19 protein-coding genes are annotated in these 19,049 nt (G+C 71.0%); 13 read left to right on the plus strand and 6 right to left on the minus strand.

Annotation, left to right across the window (positions count from 1 at the left end):
* The first annotated feature begins 120 nt into the window (after positions 1-120).
* Positions 121-2,982: a helix-turn-helix transcriptional regulator gene (locus tag ACZ7CH_RS08230; RefSeq protein WP_470373428.1), complete on the plus strand. Its 2,862-nt coding sequence runs from the start codon at positions 121-123 to the stop codon at positions 2,980-2,982.
* Positions 2,983-3,055: 73 nt separating this feature from the next.
* On the opposite strand, the gene ACZ7CH_RS08235 is transcribed toward ACZ7CH_RS08230, so the two are convergent.
* Positions 3,056-4,891, minus strand: a complete 1,836-nt coding sequence (locus tag ACZ7CH_RS08235; RefSeq protein WP_458433155.1) for a S8 family serine peptidase — start codon at positions 4,889-4,891, stop codon at positions 3,056-3,058.
* A 315-nt stretch (positions 4,892-5,206) separates the two neighbouring features.
* Here ACZ7CH_RS08235 and ACZ7CH_RS08240 point away from each other — a divergent pair, with 315 nt between their 5' ends.
* A complete protein-coding gene (locus tag ACZ7CH_RS08240) occupies positions 5,207-5,596 on the plus strand; it encodes a VOC family protein (RefSeq protein ID WP_360387786.1) in 390 nt (129 codons plus the stop codon).
* A 10-nt stretch (positions 5,597-5,606) separates the two neighbouring features.
* Here the strand turns inward: ACZ7CH_RS08240 and ACZ7CH_RS08245 are convergent, their stop codons facing one another.
* On the minus strand, positions 5,607-6,158 hold the full coding sequence (locus ACZ7CH_RS08245; RefSeq protein ID WP_470373429.1) for a TetR/AcrR family transcriptional regulator: 552 nt from the start codon (positions 6,156-6,158) through the stop codon (positions 5,607-5,609).
* 45 nt (positions 6,159-6,203) lie between these two features.
* Between ACZ7CH_RS08245 and ACZ7CH_RS08250 the strand changes: the two genes are divergently transcribed.
* Both ACZ7CH_RS08250 and ACZ7CH_RS08255 read left to right on the plus strand, forming a co-directional pair.
* A complete protein-coding gene (locus ACZ7CH_RS08250; RefSeq protein WP_470373430.1) occupies positions 6,204-7,337 on the plus strand; it encodes an MFS transporter in 1,134 nt (377 codons plus the stop codon).
* Positions 7,338-7,343: 6 nt separating this feature from the next.
* Complete coding sequence (locus ACZ7CH_RS08255; RefSeq protein WP_470373431.1) at positions 7,344-8,027, plus strand: DUF2238 domain-containing protein; 684 nt, start codon at positions 7,344-7,346, stop codon at positions 8,025-8,027.
* Here ACZ7CH_RS08255 and ACZ7CH_RS08260 read toward each other — a convergent pair.
* Positions 7,966-8,253, minus strand: a complete 288-nt coding sequence (locus tag ACZ7CH_RS08260; protein WP_360387795.1) for a muconolactone Delta-isomerase — start codon at positions 8,251-8,253, stop codon at positions 7,966-7,968. The genes ACZ7CH_RS08255 and ACZ7CH_RS08260 overlap by 62 nt on opposite strands.
* Before the next feature lie 157 nt (positions 8,254-8,410).
* On the opposite strand from ACZ7CH_RS08260, the gene ACZ7CH_RS08265 reads away from it, so the two are divergent.
* Positions 8,411-8,839 carry a hypothetical protein gene (locus ACZ7CH_RS08265; protein ID WP_470368463.1) on the plus strand — a complete coding sequence of 143 codons (429 nt, stop codon included), beginning with the start codon at positions 8,411-8,413 and terminating at the stop codon, positions 8,837-8,839.
* A gap of 174 nt (positions 8,840-9,013) precedes the next feature.
* Here the strand turns inward: ACZ7CH_RS08265 and ACZ7CH_RS08270 are convergent, their stop codons facing one another.
* A complete protein-coding gene (locus ACZ7CH_RS08270; protein ID WP_470373432.1) occupies positions 9,014-9,517 on the minus strand; it encodes a DinB family protein in 504 nt (167 codons plus the stop codon).
* Between the two features lie 86 nt (positions 9,518-9,603).
* On the opposite strand from ACZ7CH_RS08270, the gene ACZ7CH_RS08275 reads away from it, so the two are divergent.
* Together ACZ7CH_RS08275 and ACZ7CH_RS08280 are read left to right on the plus strand one after the other, a co-directional pair.
* Complete coding sequence (locus ACZ7CH_RS08275; protein ID WP_470373433.1) at positions 9,604-10,467, plus strand: RNA polymerase sigma-70 factor; 864 nt, start codon at positions 9,604-9,606, stop codon at positions 10,465-10,467.
* Between the two features lie 92 nt (positions 10,468-10,559).
* The gene (locus ACZ7CH_RS08280; RefSeq protein ID WP_360387805.1) at positions 10,560-11,306 is read left to right on the plus strand and encodes an SDR family oxidoreductase; all 747 of its coding nucleotides are present in this window, start codon (positions 10,560-10,562) and stop codon (positions 11,304-11,306) included.
* A gap of 61 nt (positions 11,307-11,367) precedes the next feature.
* On the opposite strand, the gene ACZ7CH_RS08285 is transcribed toward ACZ7CH_RS08280, so the two are convergent.
* The gene (locus ACZ7CH_RS08285; protein ID WP_360387807.1) at positions 11,368-11,883 is read right to left on the minus strand and encodes an SGNH/GDSL hydrolase family protein; all 516 of its coding nucleotides are present in this window, start codon (positions 11,881-11,883) and stop codon (positions 11,368-11,370) included.
* 249 nt (positions 11,884-12,132) lie between these two features.
* Between ACZ7CH_RS08285 and ACZ7CH_RS08290 the strand changes: the two genes are divergently transcribed.
* Positions 12,133-12,897 (plus strand): AfsR/SARP family transcriptional regulator, encoded by a 765-nt coding sequence (locus ACZ7CH_RS08290; protein ID WP_360387810.1) that lies wholly within the window; start codon positions 12,133-12,135, stop codon positions 12,895-12,897.
* Positions 12,898-12,901: 4 nt separating this feature from the next.
* On the opposite strand, the gene ACZ7CH_RS08295 is transcribed toward ACZ7CH_RS08290, so the two are convergent.
* Positions 12,902-13,900 carry a bifunctional lysylphosphatidylglycerol flippase/synthetase MprF gene (locus ACZ7CH_RS08295; protein ID WP_360387813.1) on the minus strand — a complete coding sequence of 333 codons (999 nt, stop codon included), beginning with the start codon at positions 13,898-13,900 and terminating at the stop codon, positions 12,902-12,904.
* Positions 13,901-14,052: 152 nt separating this feature from the next.
* Between ACZ7CH_RS08295 and ACZ7CH_RS08300 the strand changes: the two genes are divergently transcribed.
* The 5 genes from ACZ7CH_RS08300 to ACZ7CH_RS08320 are packed head-to-tail and all read left to right on the plus strand — an operon-like array spanning position 14,053 to position 19,045.
* Complete coding sequence (locus ACZ7CH_RS08300; RefSeq protein WP_470373434.1) at positions 14,053-15,666, plus strand: aldehyde dehydrogenase family protein; 1,614 nt, start codon at positions 14,053-14,055, stop codon at positions 15,664-15,666.
* An 11-nt stretch (positions 15,667-15,677) separates the two neighbouring features.
* Complete coding sequence (locus ACZ7CH_RS08305; protein ID WP_360387818.1) at positions 15,678-16,820, plus strand: acyl-CoA dehydrogenase family protein; 1,143 nt, start codon at positions 15,678-15,680, stop codon at positions 16,818-16,820.
* Complete coding sequence (locus ACZ7CH_RS08310; RefSeq protein ID WP_360387820.1) at positions 16,817-18,097, plus strand: aspartate aminotransferase family protein; 1,281 nt, start codon at positions 16,817-16,819, stop codon at positions 18,095-18,097. Before ACZ7CH_RS08305 ends, ACZ7CH_RS08310 begins: the two co-directional genes overlap by 4 nt.
* Complete coding sequence (locus ACZ7CH_RS08315; RefSeq protein WP_360387823.1) at positions 18,090-18,569, plus strand: type II toxin-antitoxin system RatA family toxin; 480 nt, start codon at positions 18,090-18,092, stop codon at positions 18,567-18,569. Before ACZ7CH_RS08310 ends, ACZ7CH_RS08315 begins: the two co-directional genes overlap by 8 nt.
* A complete protein-coding gene (locus ACZ7CH_RS08320; RefSeq protein WP_360387826.1) occupies positions 18,569-19,045 on the plus strand; it encodes a hypothetical protein in 477 nt (158 codons plus the stop codon). Before ACZ7CH_RS08315 ends, ACZ7CH_RS08320 begins: the two co-directional genes overlap by 1 nt.
* The last annotated feature ends 4 nt before the right edge of the window (positions 19,046-19,049 follow it).

A 19,049-nucleotide genomic window follows, 5' to 3' on the forward strand; every position in this document is an offset into this window, starting at 1 on the left:
GGTTCGAAGTCGTCCCTTACGTCTTCTTCGCACGTCACGTACCCTGTTGGCCCATTCGAAGGCAGCGAGCCCGTCTTCGCCGCCGAGAGGAGGGACGGGGTCCTGGTCCGGTCTCTGGTCGTGCGGGACAGCTCGGTGTTCGTCGGCCGCCGCGACGAGCTCGAGGTGATGGACCGCGCGCTGCGCAACCTGCCCGCGCTGGTGCAGGTGGAGGGGGAAGCGGGGATCGGCAAGAGCCGGCTCGTGCGTGAGCTGCTCGCGTCGGAGGAGGCCGCTGGGCGCACCGTCCTGACGGGACACTGCCAGCAGTTGCGCGAGCCGTTCATCCTGGGGCCGGTGCTGGAGGCGCTCGGCCGGTGCCGCGCGCGGATCGAGCGGTGCGGGCCGCTGAGCCCGGTGACGGCGGCCCTGCGGGAGGCGCTGCCCGAACTGGCCGACGTGCTGCCGGAGCCGGTGACAGTGAACGGCAGCCACTCGTTCGACCGGCACCTGCTGTTCCGGGCGATCCGCGCGGTGCTGGTGGCGCTGGGGGACACCGTGCTGGTGGTCGAAGACCTGCACTGGGCCGACGACGGGACGCTGCAGCTGCTCCGGTTCCTGATGGCCGACCCGCCCGCGGGGTTGGCGGTGGTGGTGACCTACCGGCGTGAGGACCTGCCCACCGCGATGCCGCTGGGCACGGCGTACCGGCCTGGGCCGGGCGTGACGACGGAACTGGTGAGGCCTGCCCCGCTGACCGTGGACGAGGTGGCCGCGCTCGCCGCGGCCGCGCTGGAGACGGACGAGGTGAGCGATGAGTTCACCGCGGAGCTGCACGGGCACACCGCGGGGCTGCCGCTCGTCGTCGAGGAGGTCCTGCGCTCGTTGCGCGGCGGCTCGGACGAGGTGGTGGCGAACAGCGCGGCCGTGCGGCGGCTGACGAGCGGTGGCGAGGTTCCGGCGCTGTTGCTGGAGTCCGCGGCGGAGCGGCTGGGTGCGTTGCCCGCGGAGGCCGGGCAGTTCGTGCGCGCGGCGGCCGTCCTGGCCGTGCCGGCGACGGTCCACCTCATCGGCGAGGTCGCCGGACTGGACGGGAGCGCGGTACGTGCCGCCGCCACCGAGGCGCTGGCGAGCACGTTGCTGCACGACGGCGGCGCCGGGGTCCTGGAGTTCCGGCACACGCTGGCCCGGCAGGCCGTCTACCGCGCGGTGGGGGTGCTGGAGCGGTACGAGCTGCACGAGCGCGCGGTGGTGGTGCTCGCCGGGCTCGACCGGCCGCCGTTGGTGCAGTTGGCCGAGCACTGCAGGAGGGTGGGGCGGCGCGAGGACTGGCTGCGCTACGGCGAGGCCGCCGCCGACCAGGCGCTCGTGCTGTCCGACGCGTCCGCGGCGATCCCGCTGCTGCGGCGCCTGCTGGCCGAGCCGTGGCTGTCCGGTGCCGAGGTGGACCGGCTGGGGACGAAGCTCGGTGAGGTCTCGGCGCTCGGGCTCGACTCGTACGGCCCGGCGGAGGCGCTGGAGAAGCTGCTGGTCGACCCGAGGTTGTCCGAGGGTGCGCGCGGCGAGGTGCGCATGCTGCTGGCGATGCTCTTCGTCAAGCAGGAGGAAGGTGTCGCGAAGGCGCGCGCGCAGATGGAGATCGCCGTCGGTGAGCTCGCCGGCCGGCCGGACCTCGCGGCCAGGGCGATGAGCATGCTGTCCCAGCCGTTCATCGGGGACACCCCGCTCACCGAGCTCAGGCCGTGGCTGCGCAAGGCCGACGAGGCGATCGACCGCAGCGCCGACCCCGCGATGCGGATGTCGTTGCTGGCCAACGTGATCGGCTCGCTGGTCGTCATCGGCGACGCCGGGGTCCGCGACCGGTTGACGGCGGTGCCGGAGACGGGCCGGACGATGGCCGAACACCGCCAGGTCGCCCGGGTCCACTGCAACCTGGCCGACGCGATGACCACGATCGGCATGTTCGGCGACGCCCGCCGGTACCTGCGGACGGGAATCCGGGCGGCGGAGGAGACCGGCAGCCTGTACGTGCTGAGCGGAGCGCGGAGCACCGCGCTGGTCCTCGACTGGTTCACGGGAGCCTGGGACGGTCTGGCGGCCAGGGCGCGGGCCCTGCTGGCCGAGTACCACGAGCTCGCCGCGATCACCGACGAGCTGAACATGGTGCTCGGCCTGCACGCGCTGGCCCGCGGCGAGCGGGCGGCGGCCGTCGCTCACTTCACCGGTACCCACGTCCGCACTCCGCGCAACGCGTTCGCGCCGGTCGCGCTCGGCTGCGCCGCCGGTCTGGTCCGGATCGCGCTGCGCGACGGTGACGTGGAGCGTGCGGGGATCGAGGCGGACGCGGGCATGGCGCTGCTGCGCCGCAAGGGCGTGTGGGCGTGGGCGGGAGAGGTCGCACCCTCTGCCGTGGACGCCTACCTGGCGGCGGACCGGGTCGCCGACGCCGAGGCCGTCGTGCGGGACTTGACGGACGGGGTGAGCGGGATGGACGCGCCGCTCGCCGTGGCCGCGTTGCACAGTTGTCACGGCGCGCTCGCCGACCACGGCGGTCGGTCGTCGATCGAGCACCACACCGCTGCAGCGCGCGCGTACGAGGAGATGGGTGCGTCGTACTTGGCCGTCGGGGCACGGGAGCGTGCCGACACCTCCCTGCTCGCCGGCGACCCGGCGGCAGCGGTGCGGGCGTTCACCCGGACCATCGACGACTACGAGGCACTGGGCGCCACCTACGACTCCGCCCGCTGCCGGCACCTGCTGCGGGAGTTCGGGGTCAGGGCGACCCCTTCGCGTGCCGGTCGCCGGGGTTATGGCTCTGACCTGTCACCTCGTGAGCGCGAGGTGGCCCGGCTGGTGGCCGCGGGCAGCAGCAACAACGAGATAGCGGACGTCCTCTTCCTGTCGCCGCGCACGGTCGAGCAACACGTCGCCAAGGTGTTGCGCAAACTGGGGGTGACCCGGCAGTCCTTGCGGGACAACGACCACCTCATCGGCCGGGGCTGAGACGAAGCCAGGGGTACCCGGCGGTGGTGACCGCCGGGCACCCCTGTTCCTGCGCGGGGACCGTTCGCTCAGGTCAGAGCGTCAGGGTCCACCGGTTGAGCGTTCCGGTGTCGCCGGGACCGCCGTCGTAGACGTTCAGCAGCCAGCGGCCCGCACGGGACTCGCTGGACAGGTTCGCCGTGTAGGTGCGCACCAGGTTGTCCGTGTCGCCACCGGTCTGGTTGTGCAGCTGGTAGGTGGTGCCGTCCGGTGCGGTCAGGTACACCCGCAGGTCACCGATGTAGGTGTGGGTGATGTCCACCGCGACCGTCGAGGTGGCCGACGCCGCACCGGAGCAGGTGATCGTGATGGCGCTCTGCGTGGTGTAGTAGTCGAGGATCTGGCCGCTGTTCGAGTTGGTCACGGCCGGGCAGGTACCGCCGCCGGTGGTGCCGACGACGATGCGGAACGACGCCGAACCGGTCTTGCCCGCGCTGTCGCGAGCGGTCACGGTGACGTTCGCCGTGCCGGCGGTGGTCGGCGTGCCGGTGATCGAACCGGACGTCGAGCTGATCGACAGGCCGGCGGGCAGACCGGTGGCCGACCAGGTGTACGGGGAGGACCCGCCGCTCGCGCTGTTGTTCAGCTGGAACGACTGGCCGACCGTCGCGGTCTTGTCACCGGGGTTCGCCACGGTGACCCCACCGGGCTGGGTGCCGTTGAGGTAGCCGGAGTACAGCAGCACGTTCGGCGAGCCCGTGTTGATGCCGCTGAGCTTGCCGGTGGAACCGTTGTTCACCAGCGCATCGCGCACCTGCGCCGGGGTGGCCGACGGGTTCTGCGCGAGGTGCAGTGCCGCGACGCCCGCCACGTGCGGCGACGCCATCGACGTGCCGGACATGGTGGCGGAGCCGGTGTTGCTGTTGTACGCCGCGGACACGATGTCCGTTCCCGGGGCGAAGATGTCCAGGCAGGTGCCGTAGTTGCTGTCCGAACGGCGGGCGTCGGAACGGTTGCTGTTGCCGACGGTGATCGGCGCCCGCAGGTGCTGCGGGCTGTACTGGCAGGCGTCGTCGTTGGAGTTGCCCGCCGCCATGACCCACTGCACGCCGCTGTTGACGACACCGGTGACGGCGTTCTCGAGCGCGGGGTTGCTGGGGCACCGCTGACGGCAGCCGATGCTGTAGTTGACGACGCCGGGCCCGGACCCGTTGCGCACCACCCAGTTCGCGGCGGCGATGAGGTCGTCGTCGTAGGCGCTCCCACCGCAGTCGAGCACCTTCAGCGGCACGATCGTGGCCTTCTTGGCCACGCCGTACCGCGTTCCGGCGGCCGTGCCGGCGACGTGCGTGCCGTGACCGTTGCAGTCCTGCGGCGTGGAGTCGTTGTCGACGAAGTCGTAACCCGCCGCGATCCGGCCGGTGAAGTCCTGGTGGTTCGCGTTGATGCCGGAGTCGAGGACGTACACGCGCACGCCCTCCCCGCCGTTGGCGGGATAGGTGAACTTGCTGTCCAGCGGCAGGTCGCGCTGGTCGATGCGGTCGTCACCCCAGTTCGGCGGGCTCTGCTGGGTGTCGAGCACCTGCATGCGCACGACCTGCTGCACCCGCTCGACGGCCGGGTCCGCCGCCGTGCGCGCGGCCTGCTCCGGCGACATCGACACGGAGAAGCCACCGACCACCGCGTCGAAGACGTGCCGGGTGCGACCGCCGTGCCGTTGGACCACCGACGAGGCAGCCGAGGCCGTGCCCTGCGCGGTCGCGGTGCCCTTGAGCACCACGATGTACCTGCCGGGCACCGCATCGGCGGACCCGGCGTTGAGGACGGGGGCCGAAGGCGCCGACGACGCCGGCGTCGCGAGCACGAGAGCCGACCCGGCCGCGGCGATCACACAGCCGATCACACCCGCTGAGGTTTTCCATCTCGCCATGAGCTGTCATGTCCTTCATTCGCAGGGGAGAACGCGGAGACAACCCGCGCTCTCACCACGCTACGAACGACATCCGTCCAGGCCACCACGTAATTTCACGTCGGTGGAGGGCACCGGGAAAGACCGGTACGCCGATCCGGGAAACCCGTACCGCAACGACGCGAACCCCTATCGCAACCACCGCCGCCCCCTGCTGTTCCCGGCGGAGCGGTCACCTGACCCGGCACAGGGCCGGCAACGCCCGCTCAGTGGCGGCAGGTCCGCGCGACCTCGGCGAGGACCTCCTTGAACGCCGCGAACCGGCAGACTGGGGTGATGCGCATCGACCGGCTCGACCACCTCGTCCTCACCGTCACCGACCTGCGGGCCACGCTCGACTTCTACGTGACCGTGCTCGGCATGCGGGAGATGACCTTCGGCGAGGACCGCAAGGCGCTCGCCTTCGGCCACAGCAAGATCAACCTGCACGAGGCAGGCCACGAGTTCGAACCCAAGGCCCGCCACGTCGTGCCCGGCAGCGCCGACCTGTGCTTCGTCACCGAGGACCCGCTCGACGAGGTGCTCGCGACCCTCGCCGCCCACGGCGTTCCCGTCGAGGAGGGGCCGGGGGAGCGCGACGGGGCCCTCGGGCAGATGCGCAGCGTCTACGTGCGCGACCCGGACGGCAACCTCGTGGAAATCTGCAACTACGCCGACCCGAACTAGAACGAGAGTTCTAACGAGAAAGAATCGCCGTCTCCGCCAGCTTCCGGGCCCGCGGGATGACCTTCTCCGGATCGGCCCCGAGCTGCATCCGCACGAGAACGCCCTCGTAGACGATCGCCACGTCCGCGACGACCTCGTCCACCGCCGGAAGACCCGCCGCCAGCTCGGCCAGGCGGCGCACCAGGTGGTTCTTGTGCGCGAGGGCCACCTCGACCGCCGGATGTCCGGCCGGCAACTGCACCAGCCCGGCGACGTGCGCGCAGCCCTGGTCGGCGCCCTGGTCGCGGCACCACAGCAGCAGGGCGTCGAACACCGACAGCACCCGGTCCAGCGGTGTCGCGGCGTCGGCGGCCACCCGTTCCCAGGTCGCGCGCCACAGGTGGTCCCGGCGGCGCAGGTAGGCCTCGACCAGGCCGTCCTTGCCGCCGAAGTTCTTGTACACCGAGCCGAGCGCGACCCCGGCGCGGTCCACCACGGCGTCCACGCCGGTGTTCGCGATGCCGTCGCCGTAGAACAGCTCGGAGGCGGCGACGAGGATGCGTTCTCGCGCTGAAGGGGCCACGCCGTTAGTCTAGGAGTAGAACTGACGTTCTACCAAGGGAGGATCGTGGACAGGCGGCAGGTGGGGTTGATCTGTGCGGGCACGGCACTCGTCGGGGTGTGCTACGGGTTCGCCAGGTTCGCCTACGGCCTGTTCGCGCCCGCGTTCCAGCAGCAGTTCGCGCTGGGCTCCACGCTGCTCGGCGTCATCGGCGCGGGCAGCTACGCCGGCTACGGGATCGCGGTCGTCGCCGGGTTCCTGCTGACCAACCGGTACGGTCCGCGGCCGGTGGCGGTGGGCGCGGGGGTGTTCGCCGCCGCCGGCACCGCGCTCGTCGCCGTCTCGGCGAACGGCGTGCTGCTCGCGGCCGGTGTCCTGGTCGCCGGGGTGAGCACCGGTCTGGCGTCGCCGCCGCTGGCCGAGGCGATCGCCCGCACGGTCGACGCGGCGCGCCAGGACCGCGCGCAGTCGGTGGTGAACGCGGGCACCGGCGTGGGCGTGCTGCTGTCCGGACCGGTCGCGCTGGTCCTGCTGGACGACTGGCGGCTCGCCTGGGCGGCGTTCGCCGTGGTGTCGGTCGCCGTCACGGCGTGGGTTGTGGCGACGGTGCCGCACGGACGCGGTGCGACGGGCCGGGGGACGGGGTCGCTGCTGCCGCCCGGTGCCGCGCCGCTGCTCACCGCCGCGTTCCTGCTGGGCCTGGCCAGTTCGGCGGTGTGGACGTTCGGCCGCGACGTCGTGCGCACCGGGCCGACCGCCGCCGCGCTGATGTGGTCGCTGATCGGACTGGCCGGGCTGCTCGGCGCGGTCAGCGGTCACCTGACCGGCGTCCTGGGCCTGCGCACCGCCTGGACCGCCGTGCTCGTCCTGCTCTCCGCGGCCACCGCCGCACTCGCGCTGTGGCCGGGCGACGTCGCCGTGTCGTTCACCGCCGCCGGCCTGTTCGGTGCCTCCTACATCGCGCTCAGCGGGCTGCTGCTGGTATGGAGCACGCGCGTGCACGGCGACCGGCCGGCCACGGGTGTCGGAACGTCGTTCCTGCTGATCGCTGTCGGGCAGGCCGTCGGCGCCCTGCTCGCCGGCGTGGCGGTGGACCACTTCGGCCACCTCACCGCGTTCCTCGGCGCCGCCGCTGCGGGACTGCTCGGCGCGGTGGTACGGCCGGGTGCCGAGACCGGTGCCGCCGCACCACTACGGTGATCCGGCATGGAGTCCACTGTGCACGGGCCGGGCCGGATCGAGGGGCGGGTGCTGGTCGGCGTGGTGGTCGCCGCGCTGGTGGTGACCGGTGTGCTGGCGAGGTCACCCGGCACGTGGGCGCTGGAGGTCGTGTGGGTGGTCGTCGGCCTGCCGCTGGTGGTGTTGCTGCGCAAGCGCTTTCCGCTGACCCGGTTGCTGTGCTGGTTGCTGGTGCTGCACGCGCTGGTGCTCTGCTACGGCGGGCAGTACACCTACGCGGAGACACCGCTCGGCGAGTGGGCACAGGAATGGCTTGGCACGCAACGCAACAACTACGACCGGTTCGCCCACGTGGTCCAGGGGTTCGTGCCCGCGGTCGCGGTGCGGGAGGTCCTGCTGCGCCGGACGCCGTTGCGGCCGGGCGGCTGGGTGGCGTTCCTCAGCACGTGCGTGTGCCTGGCGATCAGCGCGTGCTTCGAGTTCGTCGAGTGGCTGAGCGCGGTGGTCCTGGGAGCCGGTGCCGACGACTTCCTCGGCACGCAGGGCGACCAGTGGGACACGCAGTGGGACATGTTCCTGTGCCTGTGCGGAGCGGTGGTCTCCCTGCTGGTGTGGCGGCGGCTGCACGACCGCCAGCTCGGCCTGCGGCCTAGCCCTGGGCCGCGAGGTCGGACGGGTGCTGCGCCAGCGGCGTCACCTCGACGTCCATGAACTCCCACAGCGGCAACGACGACAGCACGGCGTGCAGCTCGTCGTTGGTCGGCACGTCGAAGATCCCGATGACGTCGCTGCGCCCCACGACCCGCCACAGGTGCGGCCAGACCCCCAGGCGTTGCAGCTCCAGCGCCCGCTCCTTCTCCGCCGTGACCAGTTCCGCCCGTCGCGCGGAATCCAGGTCGTGGGGGAGCGAGACGTCCATTCGCACGTGGAAGAGCACGAGCTCACCTCCGCAGGTCGGCGGCCCTCGCGGGTCGAGGTGCCGCCGTCACGGGGAATACCCGCCCCGGGCCCGTTCGATGCGAGCCGCGACGACCACAACTCCAGCCCCGGGACCCGTGTGGTTATGCTCCGCCGGACATCTTTTGGGGGAGCACGTGGGCGTTCTGAACGACTACTTCCGCGCACCCGGCGCCGAGCAGGCGGCGCTCGTGGTGGACGGCGGACCGTTGAACCACCTGGACACCGTCGCCGGCCTCGAACCCGACGTGGTGCTGGGTCAGCTGATCGGGTTCGTGCGCGACGTCGAGTGGCACCCCGGCCTGTCCGCCACCACGCTGGTCAGCGACGAGGACAGCGAGTTCGAGGCGTGGGTCTGCGAGTTCGCCGATGACGTCAGGGACACCCTGGCCGACATCCCCGCCGCCGACGTGCCCGCGCTGGCGCGGCGCTGGGCGGGCATCGAGGAGCTCGCGACGCACACCGGTGAGCCGCTCGACCTGGCCCCGCACCTGCACGAGCTGATCGCACTGGCCGCGCGCTCACGCGCCGCCGGGGAGCACCTCTACGTCTGGCGATCCCTCTAGCCGGTACCACCGCCACCCCCGTTGCTGCCCAGGCATCTGCAAGTACCACCAACATGTTCGCCGTCTGACGAAGGAGACTCCGGACCCACGGACGGTCGGCGGCGCTGTTGGTAGTGGAAAAGTGCCTGTTGATGTTGAGTTGGTGGTACTTGCAGATGCTGGCAGAGGCAGGGGTCAGGTGCCGGTCGAGCCGTCGAGGGCCTCGCGCAGGAAGTCGGCGTGGCCGTTGTGCCGTGCGTACTCGTGGCACAGGTGGTGCATGACCAGCCGCAACGACACGTGCTGCTCCCATTTGGGCTGGTAGCCGGTGATGTCGAGCGACTCGGCGGCGCGTTCGATCCTGCGGGCGTGCGCGACCTCGGCCTCCCACGCCGCGAACGCCTCCGCGCGCGTCGAGCCGCTCGCGTCGTAGGCGACCTGGTAGTCGTTGTCGGCGGACCACACGTTGGTGACGTCCTCGCCGTTGATCACGCGCCGGAACCACGTGCGCTCGACCTCGGCCATGTGCCGCACCAGCCCCAGCAGGGTGAGCGTGGACGGTGGCATCGACCGGCGGCGCAGCTGCTCGTCCGACAGCCCCGCGCACTTGAGCGCGAGGGTGGCGCGGTGGAAGTCGAGGAACGCGCGCAGGGTGTCGCGCTCGTTCCCGGTCAGCGGCGGCTCAGGTCGGTCGATCACGCCCTCCATTGTGGAGATCCGCCACCGCGGCGACCGCCGCCGGGGGCCGGCGCTACGGTGGGTGCGGAGACGGAACGGAGTGGCGGATGACGCAGCTCGAGCAGGCGGAGTCGGCGTTCGCGGCCGCGCGGCCCAGGCTCTTCGGCATCGCGTACCGGATGACCGGCAGCGTGGCCGACGCCGAGGACCTGGTGCAGGAGGTGTGGCTGCGCTGGCAGGCCGCCGACCGCGCCGCGGTGCTGAACCCCGAGGCGTACCTGGCCACGGCCATCACCCGCCTCGCCATCAACGAGAGCCGGACCGCCCGCGCCCGCCGCGAGACCTACGCCGGCCCGTGGCTGCCCGAACCGGTCGACACGGCCGCCGACCCGCAGCTGGGCGCCGAACGGGGTGCCGTGCTGGAGCTGGCCGTGCTGATGCTGCTGGAGAAGCTCACCCCCACCGAACGCGCCGCCTACGTGCTGCGCGAGGCGTTCGACTACCCGTACCGCGAGATCGCCGAGGTCGTCCAGACCAGTGAGGTCGCCGCACGCCAGCTGGTCAGCCGCGCCCGCAAGCACCTCGCCGACTCCCGCCGCACCCCGGCCACCCCCGCCAGGCAACGCGAGCTGCTGGAGGCCTTCGCCGCCGCCGCCCAGGCAGGTGACCTCGCCGGCCTGGAAAAGCTGTTCGCCGCGGACGTGGTGAGCTGGTCCGACTCCAACGGCAAGGTCCGCGCCGCCGGCCGCCCGCTGTACGGCGCCACCGCGCTGGCGAAAATCTTCGCGGCCTGGGCACCGACGTTCTGGACGGCCGAGGACGTCTCGTACGTGGAGGCGAACGGGCAGGCGGCGATCCGGCTGGAACGCGACGGCACGGTGTTCGGCGTGATCACGGTAGCGGTGTCGGAGGAGGGCATCGACCAGGTGATGTGGCTGGTCAACCCGGAGAAGCTGGGCGCGTTCGCCTAGGAGGGCGTTCGCAGCGCGTCACAACCGCGCCGGCTGTCTTGTCCTAGCTCGTGAACGCCCGCACACCAGCGGGCCCACGAGAGGGACGGACCATGAGGATCGTTGTCATCGGCGGCACCGGCTTGATCGGCAGCCAGGTCGTGAAGCGGCTGGGGGAGCACGGCCACGAGGCGGTGGCGGCGTCCCCGAGCAGCGGCGTCGACACCGTCACCGGCGCAGGCGTCGAGGAGGTGGTGAAGGGCGCCGACGTGCTCGTGGACGTGTCGAACTCGCCGTCGTTCGCCGACGAGGACGTCCTGCGCTTCTTCACCACGGCCACGACGAACCTGGTCAACGCCGCACGGCAGGCCGGGGTCGGTCACTACGTCGCGCTGTCGATCGTCGGCGCCGACGAGCTGCCGGACTCGGGCTACCTGCGGGCGAAGGTGGCGCAGGAGGAGCTCATCAGGGCGTCGGGCCTGACGTACTCGGTCATCCGCGCCACGCAGTTCTTCGAGTTCGCCGGCGCCATCGCGAACAGCGCCACCGCGGACGGCGTGGTGCGGCTCCCGCACGGCGGTGTCCAGCCGGTCGCCGCGGCGGACGTGGCGGCGGTCGTGGCCAGGACGGCGGCGACCGAGCCGGTGAACGGCGTGCTGGAGATCGGCGGGCCCGAGGAGTTCACGATGGACGGGTGGATCCGCACGGTGCTCACGCGGCGCGAGGACGAGCGCGAGGTCGTGTCGGACCCACGGGCGCAGTACTTCGGCACGGCGCTGACCGGAAGGCAGCTCGTCCCGAACGCCGGCGCGCAGCTGCAGGCGACGAGCATCGAGGACTGGTTCGCCGCAGGGAACTGACCCGATCCACAACAGACGGTCGTCCGTCCGAAAAGGCCGGACGACCGTCTGCTGAGGACTGTCACGACGAGACGCGTTGCCGGCGAGACCAGACCTTCGCGTTGAGGGTGCGCACGACCTCGCCCAGCACCGAGGTCTGCGCCGTCGACTCCAGGTGCAGGTACAACGCCCCGTGCCGCATGGACACCGCGGCGAACCGGTCGCGCAGCGGGGAACGGGTCGACGTGGGCGGCACGATCGTCAGCACGTCCGCACCGGCGTCGCGCAACGGCCCGATCACGCGGCCCAGCTCCACTTCCGCGTCGTACGGGTTCGCGGCGTCGTCCTGTCCTCCGCACAGCACCAGCGCGAGGTCGCAGCGGAAGTCCAGTGCGCGGGTGAGGTGCCGGGCGCGGGTGTCCGAAATGGACGCCCTGGTGCGGCAGAGGTCGAGGAACGCGAGGCTCGTGTGGGTGTCGCGCAGGTGCCTGGCGAGTCCCTTGCGCGAGGACGGGCCGATGCCACCGGGGTCGCCGAGTGCCACCAGCCGACGCCACGGTGCGTCGGGCGTCACCCCCGCCAGCCGTGTCTCAGTCATTTTTCCCCCTGACCCCGAATACGTGTGCGACGCAAGCCGAACAATACCGGTTTTCGAGGGTACAGGGCTCTTGCATCCTGCCTATCGGATTGCAGCCCTGGATCACGCTGTGACGTTTGACGACGACGTTGCGTGAGGTTAGTCTGCTGACAAGGCTGCGGGGGGTCGCGTTGGGGGGCGCACGCTGGCGTGCGCGCTTTCCTGCGAAATCAACCTCCGAACGTCCGCACACGGTAGTCGGGGGTATTCGTGAAGATCAGCATTCTCGGACCGCTCGAGTTATCCGAGGACGGCGTGAAGTTCAGGGTGCCGGGCGAGAAGCTGCGGGCACTGGTGGCGGCGCTCGCTCTCTGCGCAGGTCGGCCCGCTACCAAGGAGCAGCTGATCGACGAGTTGTGGCCGGACTCCCCGCCGCGGAATGCAGCGAACTCCCTGCAGGGGCATGTCGCGCGGTTGCGCAAGATTCTCGGCGAGGAGACCGGGCGCGAGTCCCTGCGCGATATCGTGCAGACTTCGGATGCCGGTTACGCGTTGGCGCTGGCACCCCAAGATATCGACGGGCTGAAGTTTTGTGAAATGGTGAACCAGGTCGGCCTGCGACCGGACATGGATTCGTTGAACGTCATCGCGGTCCTTACCGAGGCCTTGTCCCTGTGGCGCGGTCCGGCACTCATCGACACCGGCCACGGCCGCATCTCCCGGCTCGCGTACGCCCGATTGGCGGAGACGAAGCTGAATGCCTATGAGCGGTTGTTCGACGCGCAGCTCGCCCTCGGCGAGAACCGGGCGTTGATCACCGAGCTGGAACAGCTGCACCAGCAGCACCCGTTGCGCGAGCGGTTCTGCGGGCAGCTGATGACCGCTCTCTACCAGGCCGGACGCCAGGCGGAGGCGCTGGACCTCTACCACCAGCTGCGCCAGCGCCTGGCCGTCGACCTCGGACTCGAACCCAGCCAGGCGCTGCGCGACAAGTTCCACGGGATCCTCCAGCAAGACCCCGCCCTGCTGCGCTGAACGGTCACACCGACCTGGTGATCCGGAGTATCTGCCAGACCGCGCCGAGCGACGCCTTGCCGTGGAACGCCAGGTACTCCGGCACAACGAGTTGCGGTCCCCACTTCTCCTTGTACGCCAACTGGCTCGCGGCGGGGTAGACGGCGTCACCGTGCGTGGCGAGCAACCGCATCAGCCGGTCGGTGAACGGACTCGCCGTAGACGTGCGGAGATCCGGTGACAGACCGGTGAACGGCGTGAAGCCGAAGTGCAGCCACGCGGCGCCCTCCTCGCGGAACCGTTCGATCGCGACGGAGTTCACGAGCTCCATCACCCCCGGTGGAACCGTCGGAACCCGCCGGCTGAGGTCGTGCAGCCACCCGCTCCTGCTGCCGAACGCCGGTGAGTACGACACGTAGGCGATCGGTTCGCCGCCGATCGTCGCGAGGAAGAGCCTGCGGTCCTCCTGCACCGCGCCGCCGCACTCGCCGACGAGGAACTCGATCTCCTTGACGTGCCGCCCCTTCGACCGCAGCCACTGGCCGTCGATGGTCTTCAGGTCGTCCCGGTGCTGCTCGTACGGCACCTCCGCGACCTCGACCCCGCTGCGCCGCGCCTTCGCGATCTTGTTGCGCAGCTTCATGAACTTCGTGCCGCGCAGGGAGAAACCGGACAATTCCAGGGAGTAGGAAGCACCGACCTGGTTGATCGTGCACCCCGCACGAACGTACGTTTCGACATCGGCCGGCTGCAGCTGGATGGACACGACCTTTCGCTTGTGCGCACCCGCGTGTGCGAGGAACGCCCGCAGCAGCGGCTCCTGGTCCTCCGGCGCCGCCAGCACCCCACCGAACTGCACGAGGTACCGACCGGCCGTGCGGTAGGCGATGACACCCGTGTGACCTGCGGCGGTGAAGTACTCGTTGCCCGAGTTCAGCGCCAGGAACGCGCTCGGGTTCTCACCGAACTCGCGCACCGCGTGCCGGGCCAGGTCGAAGCGGACGGTGTCGTCCACGGTGCTCATGCGGATCTCCTTCGGTGGCCGGGAGGGGCCCAGCATCGCCGACGAGCCGGAGACCGTGCTGAAAGCGCGGTGTCAGCGCTGTCTCCGGGGGTTCTCAGCGGCGGCTGGAAGAGTCACCGGCACATCGACAGAACAGGGGGCCACGTCGAGCCATGCGCACATATCTGTCCTATGTCGACGGCCGGAACGTCTCCAGCGCCGGTTGGGTGTACGTCGTCGACGCCGCGAGCCTGCTCGACGACGTCTTCGCCAGCCTGACGCTGAAGCGCAGGCTGGAAGACGGCGCGCACCTCCCCGACGCGTTGCCCGCCTCGATCGTCGGGCAGGTGGCGAAGGCCGACCGCGAGACCGTGAACCGGGCCGTCGAGGCCGCGGCCCGCGCGCAACCGGTGTGGGCGGCGTTCCCGTTGGACACCAGGCTGGAGGAGCTGGGCAAGCTCATCCACGCCCGGCTCGTCGAGAAGGCCGGTGAGATCACCGAGGTCCTCGTGCAGGAGGGCCACCCGCTGGCGCTCGCGCGCTGGCAGGTGTCCGGGATGCTGGAGTGCTACGGGCCGGAGTCGCTGGCCTTCTACCGGTCCCAGATGCGCCAGGAGTTCCAGCACGGTGAGCGGCGCATCCTGGTGCGCCGCCAGCCCGACGGCGTGGTGTGCCTGAACCCGCCGCAGAACGCGCCGCTGTCGAGCGCGCTGCTCGGCGTCACGTCGCTGATGGCCGGCAACTCGCTGGTCGTCCGCGCCCCGCGCAGCGCACCACTGGGCGTCATGTACGTGCTGCACGAGGTCGTGGTGCCGGCGCTGGAGGAGATCGGCGCACCGCCCGGCACGCTGAACGTGGTGTGCGGCGACCCGGCGCCGATGCTCAACGTCTGGCTGGACAGCCCCCTTGTCGACGACATCATGTACTTCGGCAGCAGCGAGAACGGCATCCGCTTCCAGGACCGCTGCGTCTCCGCCGGCAAGAAGCCGATCCTCGAGCTGGGCGGCAACGACGCCGTCGTGGTTTGGAAGGACGCGGACCTGGAGCTGGCGGCGGAGGCGTTGTCGGAGAGCTTCTTCGGCTCCGGCCAGCTCTGCATGATCCCCAACCACGTGCTCGTCCACCCGGACGTCGCCGACGAGCTGGTCCGGCTGCTGGTCCGCACCGCGCTGCACATCCGCCCCGGCCCGGCCTCCGAGGAGGACGTGCTGCTCACCCCGGTGCTGCGCAACGACAAGTTCTTCGCCGTGCTCGCCGACGCGCTCGACAAGGGCGCCGAGCTCGTGTGCGGCGGGTACGCGATGCAGACCGACGAGACCAGGGACCCCAACGGCGTCTTCCTGGAACCGACGGTGGTGCTCGTGCGCGGACTGGAGGGCGCCCGCGAGGTCGACGCGGTGCGCGAGGAGACGTTCTTCCCGCTGCTGCCGCTGGTCGTGGCCGAGCCCGCGAGCGACGAGGTGCTGCTCGACCGGTTCGTCGACTTCGTCAACAGCAACCGGTACGGGCTGCGGAACTCGGTGTGGGCCAACGACCCCGAGGTCGTCGAACGGTTCGTCGACCGGATCAACGGCGGTGGCCTGCTCAAGGTCAACGACTCGCACATCGGCTTCCTGCCCTACCTCCCGACCCACGGCGGCACCGGGCTCACCGGCGGCGTGTTCGGCGAGGCCAACTACCCGATCCTGCGCACCTCCCACCTGCAGGGTGTCAGCATCGCCACCGGCATCCGTCCGAGGGACGCGATCTTCGGCGCGTGGCAGGCGGCACTGGGCACGGCGAACTGAAGGGACCACCCATGCGTGCACTGGACGCCGCTCGCGAGACGTGCGAGGCGTTCCTCCCCGGCCTGCAGGACCAGCTCGCCGCGCTGGAGCTCGATGAGCTGGAAGGACCGGAGTCCTCCGCCATCGCGCTCTTCCGCGCGGCCGGCGGGCCGGGGCTGGTGATCCCGCGGGCGTACGCGGGCGCCGGCGCGGACCCGTTGCAGGCCATGGCCGTCACCCGCGCCCTGGCCTCCCGCGCGCCCTCGCTGGCGGTCGCCACGACCATGCACCACTTCTCCGTGGCGACGCTGTTCACCCTGGCGGAGAGCGTGAAGTCGAGCGGGATGGAGTGGGCGCTGCTGGAAGGCGTTGCCACGCAACGCCTGCTGGTGGCCTCCGGGTTCGCCGAGGGCAAGCCGGGGCAGGGCATCCTCACGCCGACGATGTCCGCGGTCAAGGCCGAGGGCGGGTACCTCATCAACGGCTCGAAGAAGCCGTGCAGCCTGTCCCGGTCCTTCGACCTGCTGACCGCCAGCGTGTCGGTGACCGGCGACGACGGTCAGCAGGAGATGGCGGTGCTGCTGCTGCCCCGCCAGAGCGAGGGCATCACGGTGCACCCGTTCTGGTCGAGCTGGGCGCTCGCCGGTGCGGAGAGCGACGAGATCCGGCTCACCGACGTGTTCGCCGACGAGCAGCTGCTGATGCGCACCGACGCGGCCCGCGACGAGCTGGACGACCTGCAGACCATCGGCTTCATCTGGTTCGAGCTGCTGATCTCCTCGTCCTACCTCGGCATGGCGAGCGCGCTGGTGGAACGCGTGTTCGCCGCGGCCAAGGGCAGCGAGTCCGACCGGGCGGCGGTGGTGCTGCGGCTGGAGTCCGCGACGCTGCTGCTGGAGGGCATGGCCAGGATGATCATGGCCGGTGAGGTGGACGACGTCGCACTGGGCAAGACGCTCGTCGCCAGGTACGCCGCGCAGGACGCGCTGACCGACACCGTGAACCGCGCGGTCGAGCTGCTGGGCGGCATGGCGTTCATCTCCTCGCCCGAGGTCGCCTACCTGGCAGCGGTCACGCACGCGCTCGCGTTCCACCCGCCCTCGCGCGGCAGCTTCACCGTTCCGTTCCTCGCACACGTCGGCGGGCAGCCGCTGCGACTGGGAAGTGGGTCATGAGCGTGCTGGACACCGCCACGCCCGACCGCGAGGCACTCGGCCGGCTGTACCGGTCCAGGCTCAGCAAGGGCCGCGCGACGCTCGGCGAGATGTTCGGCGGGCACGTCGAGGTGGGCTCGCAGGGCGCCTGGGTCACCACGCAGGAGGGCCGCCGGTTCCTCAACTGCGGCGGCTACGGCGTGTTCCTGATGGGCGCGCGGCACCCGACGGTGCTGCGGCACGTGCTCGCGCAGCTCAGCAGGCACCCGGTGTCGACGCGGATCTTCCTCGAACCGCAGGCGGCACTCGCGGCCGACGCCCTGGTGTCCGTCTCACCGCCGGGACTGGAACGCGTGCACTTCTCCGGTGCCGGCGCCGAGGCCGTCGAGACCGCCATCAAGATCGCCCGCACGAACGGCAAGCGGCGGCTGGTCGCGATGGGGTCCGGCTACCACGGCAAGACCATGGGCGCGCTGAGCCTCACCGGCAAGGACGTGTTCCAGCAACCGTTCCTGCCGCTGCTGCCCGGCACCTCGCACGTCCCGTACGGCGACGCCGAGGCCCTCGACGCGCTGCTCGCGACGATGCCGGGCGAGGCCTGCGTGTTCGTCGAACCGGTGCAGGGCGAAGCCGGGGTGGTGCTGCCACCGCCGGGTTACCTGCGGGCGGTCGCGGACTCCTGCCGCGCGCACGGTGCGATGCTCGTGGTCGACGAGATCCAGACCGGTCTCGGCCGGCTCGGCTCGTGGTGGGGCGTCGACACCGAGGGCGTCACGCCGGACCTGCTGCTCGTCGGCAAGGGGCTCAGCGGCGGTGTCGTCCCGGTCGCCGCCGTCGTGGCCACCGCACGGGCGTTCCGCGCGCTCGACCGCGACCCGTTCCTGCACACCTCGACGTTCTCCGGTGTGCCGCTGGCGATGGCGGCGGCCCGCGGCGCGATCGAGGCGATCCAGGAGGACAACCTCGTCGAACGGTCCCGCGTGCTCGGCGAGGAGATCCTCGGGCAGGTGCGCAGGATCGTGCACGCCCACTTCGGCGACCTGGTGCGCGAGGTGCGCGGCCGCGGCCTGCTGATGGGCGTCGAGTTCACCGAACCCGGTCTCGCCGGCGACCTGCTGATCGAGCTCGTCGAGCACGGCGTGATCGCCAACCACTCGCTCAACTCCCACCTCGTCCTGCGCCTGACGCCGCCCGCGGTGCTGACCCGCGACGAGCTCGACTTCCTCTACGAGGCGCTGGACCGCGCGTGCGCGGTGCAGGCCGCCCGATACCCGGAAGGGGTGCAGACCCATGCGTGACGCGCAGGTGACGATCCTCGTCGCCGACGTCGGCCCGGCGACCACGTTCGAGCGGATCTCCGACTTCGCCGCGTACCCGGACCTGATCGATGTCGTGCGCTCGGTCAGCGTCCGGCCCGTCGGCCCCGGCGAGGACCACAGCGACTGGGAGGTCTTCTTCCGCAACGGCATCCTGCGCTGGACCGAGGTCGACCGGTTCGACGCGGACGCGCTGACGATCACGTTCGAGCAGCTCGAAGGCGACTTCGCCGAGTTCGCGGGCACCTGGGTGGTGACACCGCACGGCACCGGCAGCGCCGTCGCGTTCACGGCCGGGTTCGACTTCGGCATCCCGAGCCTCGCCGGACTGCTCGACCCGATCGCCGAGCGGGTGCTGAAGGAGACCATCGTCCGCGCGGTGGCCGGCCTGTTCGACCGGGTGGACGTGGTGGGCGACGACGCCGCCCTCGCACTCGCGGCGGGGGTGCGGTGATGGACGCCAAGAACACGTTCACCACCCGCACCACGTACAACCTGCTGCGCGCGGAGTACGGGCTCGGTCTCGTCGTCGCCGTCGTGCTGTTCTTCTGGCACATCGGCGAGGTGCGCTGGCTGCCCGCGATCGGGTTGTTCCTCTACATCGACCTGATCGGCTACCTGCCGGGGGCGGTCGCCTACCACCGCAGCGCCGACAAGAAGATCCCCAAGGTCTACTACGTCCTCTACAACACCATGCACAGCCTGGTGACGCAGGGACTCGTCGCCATCGCGTGGATCGTCCTCATCGGACCGGAGTGGGCGTTGCTCGCCCTGCCGATCCACCTCTTCGGCGACCGCGCGCTGTTCGGCAACCTGCTCAAGCCGTTCGTGCTGTCGTTCGAACCGGTCGCCCACCCGGCGTGGCTGCGGTTCCGCGCCGAGCTCGACGCCGCCGACCGCGGGGTGACCGAGCTGGTGGGCACGCGGTGAGCGT

Source organism: Lentzea sp. NPDC037011 (assembly GCF_055607425.1).